Source organism: Geodermatophilus sabuli (assembly GCF_900215145.1).
GTDB lineage: Bacteria > Actinomycetota > Actinomycetes > Mycobacteriales > Geodermatophilaceae > Geodermatophilus > Geodermatophilus sabuli.
Genome location: NZ_OBDO01000001.1, coordinates 1,106,479 through 1,121,983, shown reverse-complemented (window position 1 = coordinate 1,121,983; position 15,505 = coordinate 1,106,479). Strand labels below are relative to the sequence as shown.

Here is a 15,505-nt window from a genome sequence, read left to right as displayed (position 1 = left end):
GGTGCCGAGACGGGCGGACCACGAGCAGCGCCGCGCGGAGCTGACCGCCGCTCTGCTGCGGATCGCGAGCACCCGGGGGCTGCAGGCGGTGACCATGCGCGAGGTCGCTCACGAGGCAGGGGCCTCGCTCCGCGTCGTCCAGTACTACTTCGCCGACAAGGCGACCCTGCTGACCGCGGGCCTCGCCGAGCTGGCCGGCCGGCTGGACCGCCGGGTGCGCGGACGCGCCGCCGCCGGCACCGGGCTGACCGTGCGGGAGGCCTTCGAGGTCGTGCTCGGCAGCATCCTGCCGACCGACGACGACAGCCGGGCCGACGCACTGGCGTGGGCGGCGTACTACGCGGTTGCCCTGACCGATCCGGCGCTGGGCGCCGGCGGTCGCAACCACCCCGACGCGCTCGAGGCGTACCTGACCGCGCGACTGGAACGTGCGCAGGGCGAGGGGGACGCGCCGCGAGAGCTGGACGCCCGCACCGAGGTGGTGCTGCTGCTGGCGCTGGCCAACGGGCTCACGGCCAGCGTGCTGGGGCGCCAGCGGGGCGCCGGTGACGCCCTCCACGTGCTCCGACACCAGCTGGACCGCGTGCTGGGGCCTCCCGCGTCCTGACCCCTCGCCGACACCGGAACCGGACCGCCTGCCCGGGGAGGACCATGCCGCGGGAAGGGAAGGCGCGTCGGGCACGCTGTCCCCCACGATGACCATGCCGACCACCACGAGGACCGCCCTTCCCCTCCTCGACGACCCCAGCGACCTCGCCGCCCTCCGCGCGCGCGGCGCCGACCCCGACGAGCTGTTCACCTCCTTCGCCGCGTGGGCCGAGGGGAACGGCACCGTGCTGTACCCGGCGCAGGAGGAGGCGCTGATCGAGCTGGTCAGCGGCGCCAACGTCGTCCTGGCGACGCCGACCGGCTCGGGCAAGTCGCTGGTGGCCACCGGCGCCCAGTACGCGGCGCTGGCCGCCGGCCGGCGCAGCTGGTACACCGCGCCGATCAAGGCCCTGGTCAGCGAGAAGTTCTTCGCGCTGTGCGGCGTCTTCGGCGCGGAGAACGTCGGCATGCTCACCGGCGACGCGGCGGTCAACCGGGACGCGCCGATCATCGCCTGCACCGCCGAGGTGCTGGCCAACATCGCGCTGCGTGAGGGGTCGGACGCCGACGTCGGCCTGGTGGTCATGGACGAGTTCCACTTCTACGGCGACCCCGACCGCGGCTGGGCCTGGCAGGTGCCGCTGCTGGAGTTGCCGAGGGCGCAGTTCCTCCTGATGAGCGCCACCCTCGGCGACACGACCTGGCTGCGCGAGGACCTCACCCGCCGCACCGGCCGGCCGACGGCGTTGGTAGCCAACGCCGAGCGCCCGGTCCCCCTGCACCACTACTACGCGACGACGCCGATGCACGAGACGATCCAGGAGCTGCTGGACACCCGGCAGGCGCCGGTCTACGTCGTCCACTTCACGCAGGCCTCGGCGCTGGAGCGGGCGCAGGCCCTGATGAGCGTCAACGTGTGCAGCAAGGAGGAGAAGGCCGCGATCGCGGACATGATCGGCGGCTTCCGGTTCACCTCCTCCTTCGGGACGACGCTGTCGCGGCTGGTCCGTCACGGCATCGGCGTCCACCACGCGGGGATGCTGCCCAAGTACCGGCGGCTGGTGGAGCAGCTGGCCCAGGCCGGCCTGCTCAAGGTCATCTGCGGCACCGACACCCTCGGCGTGGGCATCAACGTGCCGATCCGCACCGTCGTGTTCTCCGCGCTGTCGAAGTACGACGGCACCCGCACCCGGCTGCTCAACGCCCGCGAGTTCCACCAGATCGCCGGGCGGGCCGGGCGCGCCGGGTACGACACCGCCGGCACCGTCGTCGTCCAGGCGCCGGAGCACGAGGTGGAGAACCTCAAGCAGTTCGCCAAGGTCGCCGACGACCCCAAGAAGCGCCGCAAGCTGGTCCGCCGCAAGGCGCCCGAGGGCATGGTGCCGTGGTCGGAGGCGACCATGAACCGGCTGGTGGCCGCCGATCCCGAGCCGCTGACGAGCAACATGCGGGTGTCGACGGCGATGGTGCTCGACGTCGTCGACCGCCCCGGCGACCCGTTCGTCGCCATGCGGCGGCTGCTGACGGAGAACCACGAGCCGCGCAAGCGACAGCTGCGGCACATCCGCGAGGCGATCGGCATCGCCCGCTCGCTGCTGCAGGCCGGCGTGCTGGAGCGGCTGCCGGAGCCCGAGCCCGACGGCCGGCGCTACGACCTGACCGTCGACCTGCCGCCGGACTTCGCGCTCAACCAGCCGCTGTCGACCTTCGCGCTGGCCGCCATCGAGCTGCTCGACCCGGACAGCGACACGTACGCCCTGGACGTCGTCAGCGTCATCGAGGCCACCCTCGACGACCCACGGCAGGTCCTCGCCGCGCAGCTGAACAAGGCCAAGGGCGAGGCCGTCGCCCAGATGAAGGCCGAGGGCATCGAGTACGACGAGCGGATGGAGCTGCTGGAGGCGGTCACCCACCCGAAGCCGCTGGAGGAGCTGCTCGGGCACGCCTTCGAGGTCTACGTGCGCAGCAACCCCTGGGCCGCCGACGCGCACCTGTCGCCGAAGGCCGTCGTCCGGGAGATGTGGGAGCGGGCGTTCACCTTCCGGGAGTTCGTCACCACCTACGGGCTGACCCGGTCCGAGGGCGCGGTGCTGCGGTACCTGTCGGATGCGTTCAAGGCGCTGCGGTCCGGCGTCCCGGCGGCGGCGCGCACCGAGGAGGTCACCGACCTCGTCGAGTGGCTGGGCGAGCTGGTCCGGCAGGTGGACTCCTCGCTGCTGGACGAGTGGGAGCAGCTGACCTCGCCGGACCAGCCGCTGGACGAGCCGGTCGCCGTCCCCGCCCGCCCGCGCCCGCTCACCGGCAACGAGCGGGCGTTCACCGCGATGGTCCGCAACGCGCTGTTCCGCCGGGTGGAGCTGTGGGCCCGCCGCCGCTGGTACGACCTCGGCGAGCTCGACCGCGGCTCCGGGTGGCACGCCGACCGCTGGGGCGAGGTGGTGCAGGCCTACTTCGCCGAGCACGCGGAGGTGAACACCGGCGCCGACGCCCGCGGGCCGGCGCTGATCATCTGGGACAGGAGCGAGCCCGGGGTGTGGCGGGTGCGCCAGATCGTGGACGACCCCGCCGGCGACCACGACTGGGGTCTCGACGTCGAGGTGGACCTCGACGCCTCCGACGAGGAGGGCGCCGTGGTGCTGCGCCTGGTGTCTGCCGGCCGCACGGACTGAGGGCGCGGTGTCGGCTCGCGCCCGGCCGCACGCGCAGGACCGCACCTGCGGCGCCCCGACTGCCAGGATGACGACGTGGCGAGCCGGGTCCTCCTCGTCGAGGACGACTCGACGATCGGCGAGGTGCTGACGTCGAGTCTGCGCAGCCACGGCCACGAGGTCCTCTGGGAGCGGACCGGCGCGGCCGGGCTGGCCCGCGCCGTCGGCACGCCGGTCGACCTCGTCCTGCTGGACCTCGGCCTGCCGGACCTCGACGGCGTCGAGGTCTGCCGGCGGCTCCGCGAGGCCCGCCCGTCCTGCGTGTTGATCATCCTGACCGCGCGGTCGGCCGAGATGGACGTCGTGGTCGGGCTGGAGGCGGGCGCGGACGACTACCTGGTCAAGCCGGTCCGGCTGGCCGAGCTGCACGCGCGCCTGCGCGCCCACCTGCGCCGCAACGAGGCCGGCTCGAGCGCCCTCCCGGTCCGGGCGATCGGCGACCTCGTCGTCGACGTGCCCCGTCGCCGGGTCACCGTCGCCGGGCGGGAACTGCACCTGCGTCCCAAGGAGTTCGACCTCCTGGCGCGGCTGGCCGCGGAGCCCGAGGTCGCGCACAGCCGCGAGTCACTGATGTCCGAGGTGTGGGACGAGCACTGGTTCGGCTCGACCAAGACGCTCGACGTCCACGTCGCCGCGCTGCGCCGGAAGATGAGCGAGAGCGCCGCGTCGGCCCGGGTGCCGGAGATCGTCACGGTCCGGGGGCACGGGTACCGGCTGGAGCTCCTGTCGCCGGAGGCCGGGGGGCTCCCGCACTAGCCGCCGTCGCCGGCGCGGACGAGCGGTCCGGGCACGGCCTCGGCGCTCACCCGCGGCAGCAGCAGGGTGAACACCGGTGGCGAGGACCGGGACAGGTGCAGCCGCCCCTGCTCGGACTCGGCGAGGCGCCGCGCCAGCGCCAGCCCGATGCCGTGCCCGTCGCGCTGGTCGGCCCGCCGGGCGAAGAGCAGGCTCCCCGGCTGGTCCACGCCCGGACCCTCGTCGGAGACGTCGATCGCGACGGCGCCGGAGGCCTCGCGGACCGTGACCGCCACCGTTCCCGCGCCGTGCGTCGCGGCGTTGTCCACGAGCACGGCGAGCACCTGGCGGACCGCCGCTGTGGACGCGCGCGGGACCGGCACCCCCGGCCCGACGGTCACGTCGAGGGCGCGGTGCTGGAGGGCCAGGCGGGCGCGCCACTCCGGGGAGAGCTCGTCCAGCAGTGCGCGGAGGTCCACCGGCCCGGCCTCGGCGCCGCGATCGGCCCGGGCCAGGGCCAGGATCTCGTCGATGGTGGCCTCGAGGCGGTCGGCGTCCACGAGACTGGCGGCCATGGCCGGGCGGGGGTCCTGACCGGGCTGCTCGAGGGCGGCCTCCAGCCGCAGCCGGAGACCGGCCAGCGGCGTGCGCAGCTGGTGGGAGGCGTCGGCTGAGAACGCGCGTTCCCGCGCGAGCAGGCCGTCCAGGCGAGCGGCGGTGGAGTTCAGCGCGGCGCCGACCGCGTCGATCTCCCTGATCCCGCCCTCCCGGGTGCGGACGCTGAAGTCGCCGTCCCCCAGCCGGCGCGCGCCGGCCGCCAGGTCCTCCAGGGGGTGCGCCAGCCGCCGCGCCTGCCGGCGCCCGACCAGCCAGGCGGCGGTCACCGCGAGGGCCGCGAGCGCGGCCATCCCTCCCCAGGCGGGCAGCACCTTCGGCAGGACGTCGGTCCGTGGAGCCGTGGCGCGCACCGCGCCGATCACCTCGTCGCCGTAGGTGACCGGCACGACGACGACGAACCGGCCGTCCTCGGTCCAGGTCCCGGCCCGCTCCGCGAGGGCCTGCGTGACCTCCAGCTCCGTGGCGTCCGACCGGGCACCTCCCAGCCAGTCGCCGTTCTCGTCGTACACCGCCGCCGCGGTGGAGCCCTCGTGGTAGACGTCCTCGAGCCACTCCCCCTCGTCGACGTCGTAGGTCACCGAGATCGCCACCGTGCGGGCGAACTGCTCGAGGTCGTCGCGCTCGGTCTGCACGGAGTACTGGAGCACCGCCACCGCCAGCGGCACCCCGAAGAGCCCGATCGCCAGGACGGCGGCCCACACCGCCAGGCCGATGATCCGAGTGCGCACCAGCGCCTCCGTTCCGCACCTGCCGCGGTGCCCGCGCGGACCCCGCCGGCCCGCGGGTCAGTTCAGGCTGGACACGGCTCCGCTCGGTACGGCGAGGCCGCCCGCGTCCGCGCCGGCCCGTCCCGGCCAGGGCACCAGTGCGAGCTCCCGTTCGCCGTCGAGCCGGGACGGGGCAGGGACGACGACGAACGTCGCCGACCTGGCCAGCGTGTCCGACGGACCCCGGACGGCGTGCGGCGACGACCCCAGGCCCCGGATCGCGAGAGCGTCGTCCCCCACCTCGGCGCACAGAGCCACCTCCAGCCGGAGCAGGAGGTGGTCGAGACGGCCGCCGGGGTCGGGCTGCTGCCCGGGGACGTGCGCCCGGGCCACCAGCACCTCGCACCCGGCGGACGCGGACGGCTCGTCGCTGCGCAGCCACCTCAGGACGAGGAAGGCGCACCCGCTCGCGCCGGTCTGCGGGTCGCGGCCGGACTCGACGCGGTCGGCGTGGTTCACCAGGAGCCTGCGCAACACGGCGTCCTGGACAATCCGGTTGAACACCACGACACGGAGGTCCATCGTCATCACCCTGGCGTTCTCTCGGTCTGGCCCGACGTCCACTGCTGCACGCTCGTCTCGACGCTAGACAAGGTGTGGCAAGCGGGACCCCAGCGCAGTGCAAGAACTGGGTAAAACCCCCGGGCCGCGCCGAGGAGACGGAGGTCTCCCCACCCCGTCGCCCGGGGGAGCCGCAGCCGTGGCAACCTCGCAGTGATGGCGGCATGACGGCGTGGGAGATGGTGGCGGTGTCCGCCGCAGGCTTCGCGGCGGGTGGCATCAACGCCGTGGTCGGGTCCGGGACCCTCGTCACCTTCCCGGTGCTGCTCGCCGTCGGCCTGCCGCCGGTGACGGCCACGATCAGCAACTCCCTGGGGCTGGTCCCCGGCAACCTGACCGGCTCCATCGGCTACCGCCGGGAGTTGCGCGGCCAGCGGCGGCTGCTCCTGCGGCTGCTGCCGGCGTCGGTGCTCGGGGCGCTGACCGGGGCGTTCCTGCTGCTGCACCTGCCGGCGTCGGCGTTCGAGGCGATCGTGCCGGCGCTGGTCGGGCTCGCGGTGCTGCTGGTGGCCACCCAGCCGCTGCTGCAGCGGTGGGTGGCCCGCCGCCGGGAGGTCGGCGACGACGCCGACCCCGCGCCGGGTCGCGGGCGGATGGTCGCGCTGTTCGCCGGCGCGTACGCCACCGGCACCTACGGCGGCTACTTCGCCGCCAGTCAGGGCGTGCTGCAGATCGGCATCTTCGGCCTGCTGCTGCACGAGTCGCTGCACCGGCTCAACGCGCTGAAGAACGTGCTGACCCTCGGCGTGAACACCGTCGCCGCCGCGACCTACGTCGTCGTCGCGACCGACCGGGTGCACTGGACCGCCGCCGCCCTGGTGGCCGGGGGTGCGCTCGTGGGCGGATACGCGGGGTCCAGCGTCGGCCGCCGACTGCCCGCGGTCGTGCTGCGCACGGTCATCGTCGCGCTGGGCCTGGTCGCCATCGCGGTCCTCCTGACGCGGTGAACGTCGTGGAGTTCGTGCTCCTGGTCCTGGCCGGCGTCGCCGCGGGGCTCACCGGCAGCATCGCCGGCCTGGCCTCGCTGGTGAGCTACCCGGCGCTCCTGGCCACCGGGCTCCCGCCGGTGACGGCGAACATCACCAACACCGTGGCGCTGGTGCTCAACAGCGTCGGGTCGGTGAGCGCCTCGCGACCGGAGTTGCGCGGGCAGGGCCGCCGCCTCCTCCGGCTGTCGGCCGGGGCGGTGCTCGGCGGGGCGGCCGGCGCGGCCCTGCTGCTGCTCACCCCGTCCTCGGCCTTCGAGCGGATCGTCCCGTGGCTGATCGCCGGCGCTTCGATCGCCCTGGCGCTGCAACGCTCGCCGGGGGTGCTGGCCGTCGAGGGGGCGAAGCACCACCCCGAGCACCGGGACCCGTGGTGGCTGCCGCTGGGGACGTTCGCGGTCGCCGTCTACGGCGGCTACTTCGGAGCCGCGGCCGGCGTCATGATGCTGGCGATGTACCTGCTCACCACCGGCGAGGGTCTGCCGCGGGGGAACGCCTTGAAGAACGTGGTGCTCGGGATGGCCAACGCGGTGGCGGCGATCGGCTTCCTGTTCCTGGCACCGGTCGCGTGGTCGGCCGCGCTGCCGTTGGCGCTGGGGCTGTTCGTCGGCGGCCGGCTGGGCCCGCGGGTGGTGCGGCGCGCCCCGCAGACCGTGCTGCGCCGGCTGATCGCGCTCGCCGGCCTCGGCCTGGCGATCCACCTGGCGGTGCAGGCCTACGGCTGAGCCCGGGCGTCCGCGGTGGACGCCCGGGCCCTGACCGCCCGGGCCGTCCGGGCCGGCTCGGCCGCGGCGGCCCGGCTCAGCCGCGGCTGACGTAGGCGGCGAGGAACAGGACGAAGGCGCTGGCCAGCATGAGCAGCCGCGCCGGGGTCAGGCCGTTGAGCAGGCCCGCGGTCGTCTCGACCCAGGCCGGGCGGACCGCCGCCTCCCGCGCACCGCGGCGCACCAGGCGAACCTCGTCGGCCAGCAGCGCCGCAGCGGCGCCGAGCATCCCGAGCCCGACGGTGAGGAACACCAGCGCGAGCTGCTCGTGGAACGCGTCCGCCGACCCCCTCAGCAGCAGGACGACGAGGACGCCGGCCAGCAGCCCCAGCAGCGCGGCGGCCGCCGGCGCCCACGGCCCCATCCGGGTCATCGGGTCGGGACGGCGGGCCCCCACCCGCGGCCGGCCGGTGACCGGCGCCGTGGGCTGGTGGCCCTCGGCGCCGGGAGCCGGTGGCGTCCCCGGCACCTCGGCGGTCGGGGGCGGGCCCGGTGGGCCGGCCGGGCCGCCGGTCGGGCCGGAGCCGGGACCCGCGGAACCGGCCCCGGCGGCAACCGGGGTGGTCGACGGTGCGGACAGGGACGGGGTTTCGGGCGGTTCGGACATCGCGGTCCACGCTAGGCGCGCCGACCGGCCCGTCCAGGGAGGCCGGGCGGGTGTCGACCTGTCGACTCGTCGACCTGCAGGGACCTCCGGGCCCTCTGTGCTAACCCGAAGGTCGTATGGAGACCTGTCCCTCTCACCGAGGACGCTCGTCCACGTCGCCGACCCGACAGGTAGCAGTACCCCGGTCTCGCCGTGTCGACACACACCAGTGCCAAGAGGACGGCCACCGATGACGACCGCGACAGCGCAGCCGCTCCCGGCGCACCCCGGGACCTGCTCCTCCTCGCGGCCGACGGAGCCCGTCCGTACCCGTGCGCACCAACGGCCCCCACCTCACCCTCCGAGGCCCTCCGGCCCCCTGCCGCGACGACGCGCCCCCGGGTGCCCGGGAGTCCGACGCAGAGAGAGCAGAAGTCGTCCGGCCACCGGTGTATCAGCGGCCCGGCCGCGGTCCTCCGTAGGGACGAGTGGTCGGATCGCGACCGGGCGCAGGACCCGGGAGGGATCCGGGCCACCGTCACCTCGACCTTCGGGACCCGCTCCGGCGGATCCAGCTCAACGACGAGTTCGTCCCCGAGAGGCGCCGCGCGAGCCAGCAGCGGAGCGCCCACACCCGACGAGGAGCCCAGCGTGCCCGTCATCTCCGCCCCCCACGAGTTCCACCAGGACGACCTCTACATCGACCTCCGGTCGGTTCTCGGGCAGTCGCTCTTCCTCAAGTGCGAGGGCTTCAACTTCGCCGGATCGATCAAGATCAAGGCCGCGGTCGAGATGGTCGAGGCCGCCGAACGCGACGGCACGCTGCGGCCCGACTCGATCCTGATCGAGTCCTCGTCCGGGAACCTCGGCGTCGCGCTCGCCATGATCGCGGCGAGCAAGGGCCTCCGGTTCCTGTGCGTGACCGACTCGCGCTGCAACCTGTCGACGCGGCGGTTGATGGAGGCGCTGGGCAGCCAGGTGCACATCATCACCGAGCCCGACCCGGTCGGCGGGTTCCTCGGTGCGCGGATCGACTACGTGCGCGCGATGTGCGCCTCCGACAGCCGATTCGTGTGGCTGAACCAGTACCAGAACCCCGGCAACTGGCGAGCGCACCACCAGCGGACGGCCCCGGCCATCGCCCGCAGCTTCCCCGACCTGGACGTGCTCTTCGTCGGCGCCGGCACCACCGGGACGCTGATGGGCTGCGCGCGGTTCTTCCACGAGTGGCACCGGCCCGTGCGCATCGTCGCCGTGGACGCCGTCGGCTCGGTGACCTTCGGGGGTCCACCGGCGCAGCGGGTGATCCCCGGCCTGGGTAGCGGTGTCCGTCCCGCGCTGCTGGACGAGGCCTACATCGACGAGGTCGTGCTGGTCGAGGAGGCCGACACGATCCGCACCTGCCACCGGCTGGCCCGCCGCGGGTTCCTGATGGGCGGCTCGACGGGCACGGTCGTCAGCGGGGCGATCAGCTGGCTGGCCCGGCAGCCCCGGCGGGACCTCACGGCCGTGACCATCGCCCCGGACCTCGGCGAGCGCTACCTCGACACCGTCTACCAGACGAACTGGCTCGAGGACCTCTTCGGCAAGGACGTGCTCGACTCCGTCGGAGCCGAACCCCCCGCCCCGGACCGGCTCCCCCACCGGGCGGACACCACCACCGCGACGATGACCGCCCGTCGCCCCTCGACCGTGCCCACCCTTCCCGTCCCGCGGACGGGGAGCTGACGTGCTCAGAGAGACAGCCGACCTGATGACCGCCGGATCCACCCCCTCCCCCCTCCACCCGGGTCCCGTGCCCACCCCCACCGAGCAGGAGTTCGCCCGCGTGCTGGCGCAGGTCCTGCAGGTGGACTCGGTGCCGGCCGACGGCCACTTCTTCGAGGACCTGGGCGCCGACTCCATGCTCATGGCCCGGTTCTGCGCCCGCGTCCGCAAGCACCCCGACCTGCCGTCGGTGTCGATGAAGGAGGTCTACGAGCACCCCACGATCCGCGACCTGGCGACCGCCCTCGCGCCGGCGCCGCCGCCGGCGCCGGCGACCGCCGGGCCGGTCGAGAGCGGGCTGGCCGAGGTGCTGTCCGCCGTCGTGGACCGCCCGGTGACGCCGGACAGCCACTTCTTCGAGGACCTGGGCGCCGACTCCATGCTCATGGCCCGGTTCTGCGCCCGCGTCCGCAAGCACCCCGACCTGCCGTCGGTGTCGATGAAGGAGGTCTACGAGCACCCCACGATCCGCGGCCTGGCGACCGCCCTCGCGCCGGCGCCGGCCGCCGCCGTGGCGCCGGCCCCGGCCCCGGTGCCCGCCCCGATCCCGATCCCGGAGCCGGCGAACGGGGCGCCGCCGGCCGGCGCCCTCCGGTACGCCCTCGTCGGACTGCTGCAGTTGCTGGCCTTCCTGGCGTACAGCGGCGTCGTCGCGGTCGTGGCCTCCACCGGCTTCGACTGGATCTCCGACGGACACGACCTCGTCTCGGAGTACCTGCGGGCGGTCGTGTTCGGGGGCCTGACGCTCCTGGGCATCATCGTCACCCCGATCGTCGCGAAGTGGGTGCTGATCGGCCGGTGGACACCGCGGGAGATCCCCGTGTGGAGCCTGGCGTACGTCCGGTTCTGGGTGGTCAAGACGCTGGTCCGCGTCAACCCGCTGGTGCTGCTGTTCGGCGGGTCCCCGATCCACGTGCTCTACCTGCGGGCCCTGGGCGCGCGGATCGGTCGCGGTGTCACGATCCTGGCCAAGCAGGTGCCGGTCGCCACCGACCTGCTGACGATCGGCGACCACACGGTGGTCCGCCGCGAGTCCGCGCTGCCCGGCTACCGGGCGCACGCCGGCCACATCCAGATCGGCCCGGTCACCATCGGCCGGGACGTCCTGGTCGGTGAGGCGACCGTCCTGGACATCGACACCTCGATCGGCGACGGCGCCCAGCTGGGGCTGCGGTCCACGCTGCAGCGCGGCCAGGCCGTGCCCGCCGGCGAGCACTGGCACGGCAACCCGGCCCGGCGGACCGACGTCGACTACCGGGTGGTCCCCCCGGCAACGTGCGGCACCCGCCGGCGGGTCGTCTACTCGCTGTGGCAGGTGCTGACCGTCTGCCTGGTGACCCTGCCGCTGGGGATCGGCGGGATCGCCATGCTGCTCCTCGCGTGGCCGGAGATCGGCGCGCTCCTGGACGCCGGACCGCTGGCGTTCACGGACCCGTCGTTCTACCTGCACGCCGCGGAGGTCTCCGCGGTGCTGTCCCTGGGCTCGGTGCTCGTCGGCCTGCTGCTCGCGACGACGCTCCCCCGCGTGCTCAACCTCGCCATCGACCCGGACCGGGTCTACCCGCTGTACGGCTTCCACTACGCGCTGCACCGCGGGATCACCCGGCTGACCAACCGCAAGGCCCTGACCGGCCTGTTCGGCGACAGTTCCTACATCGTCCACTACCTGCAGTGGATCGGGTACGACCTGTCCGAGGTCGAGCAGACGGGGTCGAACTTCGGCACGAACGTGACCCACGAGAGCCCGTACCACGTCACGGTCGGGACCGGCACGATGGTCGCGGACGGGCTGACCGTCGCCAACGCCGACTACTCGGCCACCTCCTTCCGCGTCTCCCGGGCGACGATCGGGCCGCGCAGCTTCCTCGGCAACGGGATCATCTACCCGCCGCAGTCGCGGATGGGCGAGAACTGCCTGCTCGCCACCAAGGTGCAGCTCCCCGTCGAGGGACCGGTCCGCAACGACGTCGGGCTGCTCGGGTCGCCGGCCTTCGAGATCCCGCGGTCGGTGGAGCGCGACGGGACGTTCGACCACTACAAGGGCGAGCAGGAACTGCCCGGCCGGCTGGCCGCCAAGAACGGCTACAACCTGCGGACCATCGCGCTGGTCCTGCTGGTCCGGTGGGCCAGCTACCTCGGGTTCACGCTGCTCGGGCTCGCCGCCGCCGACCTCCACCACAGCCTGGGCGCGGGATCGGTCTTCGCCGCGGAACTCGGGGCGGTCCTGTTCACCATCGGCTTCGGCGTCTTCGTCGAGCGGGCCAACCTGCGGTTCGGCCGGCTGCGCCCGCAGTTCTGCTCGATCTACGAGCCGTACTTCTGGTGGCACGAGCGCTACTGGAAGCTGCTGTGGAACCCCGCCCTGTTCAACGGCACGCCGATGAAGGGCCTGATGTGGCGGCTGGTGGGCGTGCGCGTCGGTCGCCGGCTGTTCGACGACGGGGCCGACATCCCGGAGCGGACGCTGGTCACCATCGGCGACGACTGCACGCTCAACGCCGCGACCTGGCTGCAGGCGCACTCGCAGGAGGACGGCGCCTTCAAGTCCGACACCATCACGCTCGGCAACGGGGTCACCGTGGGTCTGGCGGCCTGGACGCACTACGGCGTGGTGCTGGGCGACGGCGCGGTCCTCGCCGCCGACTCCTTCCTGATGAAGGGCGAGGAGATCCCGGCCGGCGAGCACTGGGGCGGCAACCCGGCGCAGGAGCTCCCCGAGGTGCCGGCGGCCCTGCCCGCGGCCACGCCCCGCCCCCTCCCCGCGGCCGCCCTGCCGCCGCCGCGGACCGAACCGATCCTCCAGGCCTCGTCCGGCCGCGCCAGCGCCCGCCCTCTGACCCCGACGCCCCGATGAGAAGGGAACTCCTCCCCATGACCGTTCCGGCTCCCGAGACCGGCCAGCAGTTCTGGCGCGGGGTGCTCCTCGCCGGCGGGTCGACCACGGTCCCCCGGTGGACGCTCGACCCCCGGCCCGGCACCGCCCGGCACGAGACGCTGCTGCCGGGCAGCCTGGTCACGGCCCTGCGCCGGCTGGCCGCCGACCTGGAGGTGCCGGTGCGGTCGGTGCTGCTGGCCGCCCACGCCCGGGTGCTCGCCGCCCTCTCCGGGGAGACCGACGTCGTCACCGGCTACCTGGCCGGGGGTGGCAGCGGCCCGCTGCCCTGCCGGCTGTCGACCGACGCCGGGTCGTGGCGGGAGCTGGTGCGGCACGCCGCCGCCGTCGAGGCCGGGCTGCAGGCGCACCGGGACGTCGCGCTGGACGAGCTGCGCAGCGAGCTCGGCGTGCCCGGCCCGACGTCCGAGGTGGTCGTCGGCCCCGCCGGTGACCAGGACCTCCCCGGCGACGCCGTCCTCGGGGTGGGCTTCCCCGGCGACGGTGCCCGCCTGGCCCTGCGGTACCGCAAGGACGTCCTGGACGCCGGTGCCGCCGCCCGGATCTGCGGCTACCACCGCACGGCCCTGAGCCAGGTCGTCGCCGACCCCGACGCCGACCCCCTGCGGCAGAGCCTGCTGGCCCCTGCCGAGCTGCGCCACCAGCTCGACGGGATGGCCGGACGCTCCCGGGACCTGCCCGACCGCCGGGCGCACGAGCTGTTCGAGGAGCAGGCCGGACACCGGCCGGACGCCGTCGCCGCCGTCCACGGCGACCGGCAGCTGACCTACGGCGAGCTGAACTCCCGCGCCAACCGGCTGGCCCGTGCGCTGCGTGCCCGCGGCCTGCTGTCCGAGGACGTGGTCGCCGTGGTCACCGAGCGGGACCTCGACTGGCTGACCGCCGTCCTCGCGGTCTTCAAGGCCGGCGGCGTCTACCTGCCGATCGAGCCGCACTTCCCGGCCGACCGCATCGCCACCACGATCGCCCGTGCCGGGTGCCGGCTGGTGCTCACCGAGCCGGGCAGCACCGCCTCGCTGGACGCGGCGCTCACCGGGCTGCCGGGCGTGGCCGCCCTCGACATCCGTGCCGCGGTCGCCGAGGGCCACTCCGACCGGGACCTCGGCCTGGCGATCGCCCCGGACCAGCTGGCCTACATCTACTTCACCTCCGGCTCCACCGGGGAGCCCAAGGGCGCGATGTGCGAGCACGCCGGCATGCTCAACCACCTCTTCGCCAAGATCGACGACCTGGGCATCGGCGAGGGGCAGGTCGTCGCCCAGGTCGCGCCGCAGTGCTTCGACATCTCGCTGTGGCAGCTGGTCTCCGCGCTGCTGGTGGGCGGGCGCACCCTGCTCGTCCCGCAGGACGTCGTCCTCGACGCCCAGCGCTTCGTCGACCTGCTCGTCGACGGGCGGGTCGCGGTCGTGCAGGTCGTGCCGTCCTACCTCGAGGTGGTGCTCTCCTACCTGGAGGTGCACCCGCGGGAGCTGCCCGACCTGCGGTGCGTGTCGGTGACCGGTGAGGCGCTGAAGAAGGAGCTCACCCAGCGGTGGTTCGCCGCGGAGCCCGGCATCGCGCTGGTCAACGCCTACGGGCTGACCGAGACCTCCGACGACACCAACCACGAGGTCATGCACGGCGTCCCGGACGGCGACCGGGTGCCGCTGGGCGGTCCGGTGGCCAACGTGGAGGTCCGCGTCGTCGACGAGCAGCTGGCCCCCGTGCCGCTGGGCGCGCCCGGGGAGATCGTCTTCTCCGGTGTCTGCGTCGGCCGCGGGTACGTCAACGACCCCGACCGGACCCGGCTGGCCTTCGTGCCCGACCCCTACCGGCCCGGCCGGCGGCTGTACCGCAGCGGTGACCACGGCTTCTGGCGGCCCGACGGCAAGCTGGAGTTCCTCGGCCGCCGGGACAGCCAGGTCAAGATCTCCGGCTTCCGCATCGAGATCGGCGAGATCGAGAACACCCTGCTGCGCATCCCCGGCGTCCGGGACGGCGCCGTGGTGGTGGCGGAGGCCGCCGACCGGAGCCGGCACCTGGTGGCCTTCTACACCGGGGACCGGGCGGTCGAGGCCGACGTGCTGCGCACCCGGCTGGCCGCGTCGCTCCCGGCCTACATGGTCCCGCGGGCCTTCCACTGGCGGGCGCGGCTGCCGCTGACCGCCAACAGCAAGATCGACAAGAAGGCGCTGACGGCGCTCGCCCGGGAACTCGACGTCGTGGAGACCAGCGCGGACGCCCCGAGCACCCCGACCGAGCAGCGGGTGGCCGCCGCCTGGGCCGCGGTGCTCGGCATCCCGCAGGACCAGATCGCCCGCCGGGACTCCTTCTTCGACCGGGGCGGCACCTCCCTGTCGGCCGTGAAGCTGGCGATCGCCCTGGACCGTGCGGTGTCCCTGACCGACCTCATCGACCACCCGGTTCTCGCCGACCTCGCCGAGCTGGTCGCGCGCCGGGCGCAGGAGCGCGACGTGGCGCCGGCGGTGCCCGGACCGCGCGGTGCGCCGGCGGCCACCCCCGCTCCGGCGGGGACCCGGTGACCCGGTGACC

Annotated in this window: 11 protein-coding genes; 8 read left to right on the top strand and 3 right to left on the bottom strand. The window is 74.3% G+C overall.

What is annotated here, in order from left to right; translation table 11 throughout:
- Position 1 precedes the first annotated feature (1 nt).
- From CRP39_RS05295 to CRP39_RS05285, 3 genes are all read left to right on the top strand, one after another.
- On the top strand, positions 2-607 hold the full coding sequence (locus CRP39_RS05295) for a TetR/AcrR family transcriptional regulator (RefSeq protein WP_097204921.1): 606 nt from the start codon (positions 2-4) through the stop codon (positions 605-607).
- Between the two features lie 88 nt (positions 608-695).
- Entirely contained in the window at positions 696-3,257 is a 2,562-nt protein-coding gene (locus CRP39_RS05290; RefSeq protein ID WP_245853587.1) for a DEAD/DEAH box helicase, read from the top strand.
- 75 nt (positions 3,258-3,332) lie between these two features.
- Entirely contained in the window at positions 3,333-4,052 is a 720-nt protein-coding gene (locus tag CRP39_RS05285) for a response regulator transcription factor (RefSeq protein WP_097204918.1), read from the top strand.
- Here the strand turns inward: CRP39_RS05285 and CRP39_RS05280 are convergent.
- Positions 4,049-5,377, bottom strand: a complete 1,329-nt coding sequence (locus tag CRP39_RS05280; protein WP_097204916.1) for a sensor histidine kinase — start codon at positions 5,375-5,377, stop codon at positions 4,049-4,051. The genes CRP39_RS05285 and CRP39_RS05280 overlap by 4 nt on opposite strands.
- Positions 5,378-5,434: 57 nt before the next feature.
- Positions 5,435-5,938 carry a hypothetical protein gene (locus CRP39_RS05275; protein WP_143426566.1) on the bottom strand — a complete coding sequence of 168 codons (504 nt, stop codon included), beginning with the start codon at positions 5,936-5,938 and terminating at the stop codon, positions 5,435-5,437.
- 203 nt (positions 5,939-6,141) lie between these two features.
- Here CRP39_RS05275 and CRP39_RS05270 point away from each other — a divergent pair, with 203 nt between their 5' ends.
- Positions 6,142-6,924, top strand: a complete 783-nt coding sequence (locus CRP39_RS05270; protein WP_097204913.1) for a sulfite exporter TauE/SafE family protein — start codon at positions 6,142-6,144, stop codon at positions 6,922-6,924.
- Between the two features lie 5 nt (positions 6,925-6,929).
- Positions 6,930-7,688, top strand: coding sequence for a sulfite exporter TauE/SafE family protein (locus CRP39_RS05265; RefSeq protein WP_245853585.1), 759 nt, complete (start codon positions 6,930-6,932; stop codon positions 7,686-7,688).
- A 76-nt stretch (positions 7,689-7,764) separates the two neighbouring features.
- Here the strand turns inward: CRP39_RS05265 and CRP39_RS26335 are convergent, their stop codons facing one another.
- The gene (locus CRP39_RS26335; RefSeq protein WP_183358913.1) at positions 7,765-8,334 is read right to left on the bottom strand and encodes a hypothetical protein; all 570 of its coding nucleotides are present in this window, start codon (positions 8,332-8,334) and stop codon (positions 7,765-7,767) included.
- 630 nt (positions 8,335-8,964) lie between these two features.
- Between CRP39_RS26335 and sbnA the strand changes: the two genes are divergently transcribed.
- From sbnA to CRP39_RS05245, 3 genes are all read left to right on the top strand, one after another.
- On the top strand, positions 8,965-10,041 hold the full coding sequence (sbnA, locus tag CRP39_RS05255) for a 2,3-diaminopropionate biosynthesis protein SbnA (RefSeq protein ID WP_097204910.1): 1,077 nt from the start codon (positions 8,965-8,967) through the stop codon (positions 10,039-10,041).
- Between the two features lie 67 nt (positions 10,042-10,108).
- On the top strand, positions 10,109-12,934 hold the full coding sequence (locus tag CRP39_RS05250; protein WP_172442286.1) for a Pls/PosA family non-ribosomal peptide synthetase: 2,826 nt from the start codon (positions 10,109-10,111) through the stop codon (positions 12,932-12,934).
- A gap of 17 nt (positions 12,935-12,951) precedes the next feature.
- Complete coding sequence (locus tag CRP39_RS05245) at positions 12,952-15,495, top strand: non-ribosomal peptide synthetase (protein WP_097204907.1); 2,544 nt, start codon at positions 12,952-12,954, stop codon at positions 15,493-15,495.
- The last annotated feature ends 10 nt before the right edge of the window (positions 15,496-15,505 follow it).

Coding starts and splice junctions, on each gene's coding strand:
- CRP39_RS05275 (WP_143426566.1), bottom strand. CDS start 5,938: ATGGACCTCCGTGTCGTGGTGTTCAACCGGATTGTCCAGGACGCCGTG.
- CRP39_RS05290 (WP_245853587.1), top strand. CDS start 696: ATGACCATGCCGACCACCACGAGGACCGCCCTTCCCCTCCTCGACGAC.
- CRP39_RS05270 (WP_097204913.1), top strand. CDS start 6,142: ATGACGGCGTGGGAGATGGTGGCGGTGTCCGCCGCAGGCTTCGCGGCG.
- CRP39_RS05245 (WP_097204907.1), top strand. CDS start 12,952: ATGACCGTTCCGGCTCCCGAGACCGGCCAGCAGTTCTGGCGCGGGGTG.
- CRP39_RS26335 (WP_183358913.1), bottom strand. CDS start 8,334: ATGTCCGAACCGCCCGAAACCCCGTCCCTGTCCGCACCGTCGACCACC.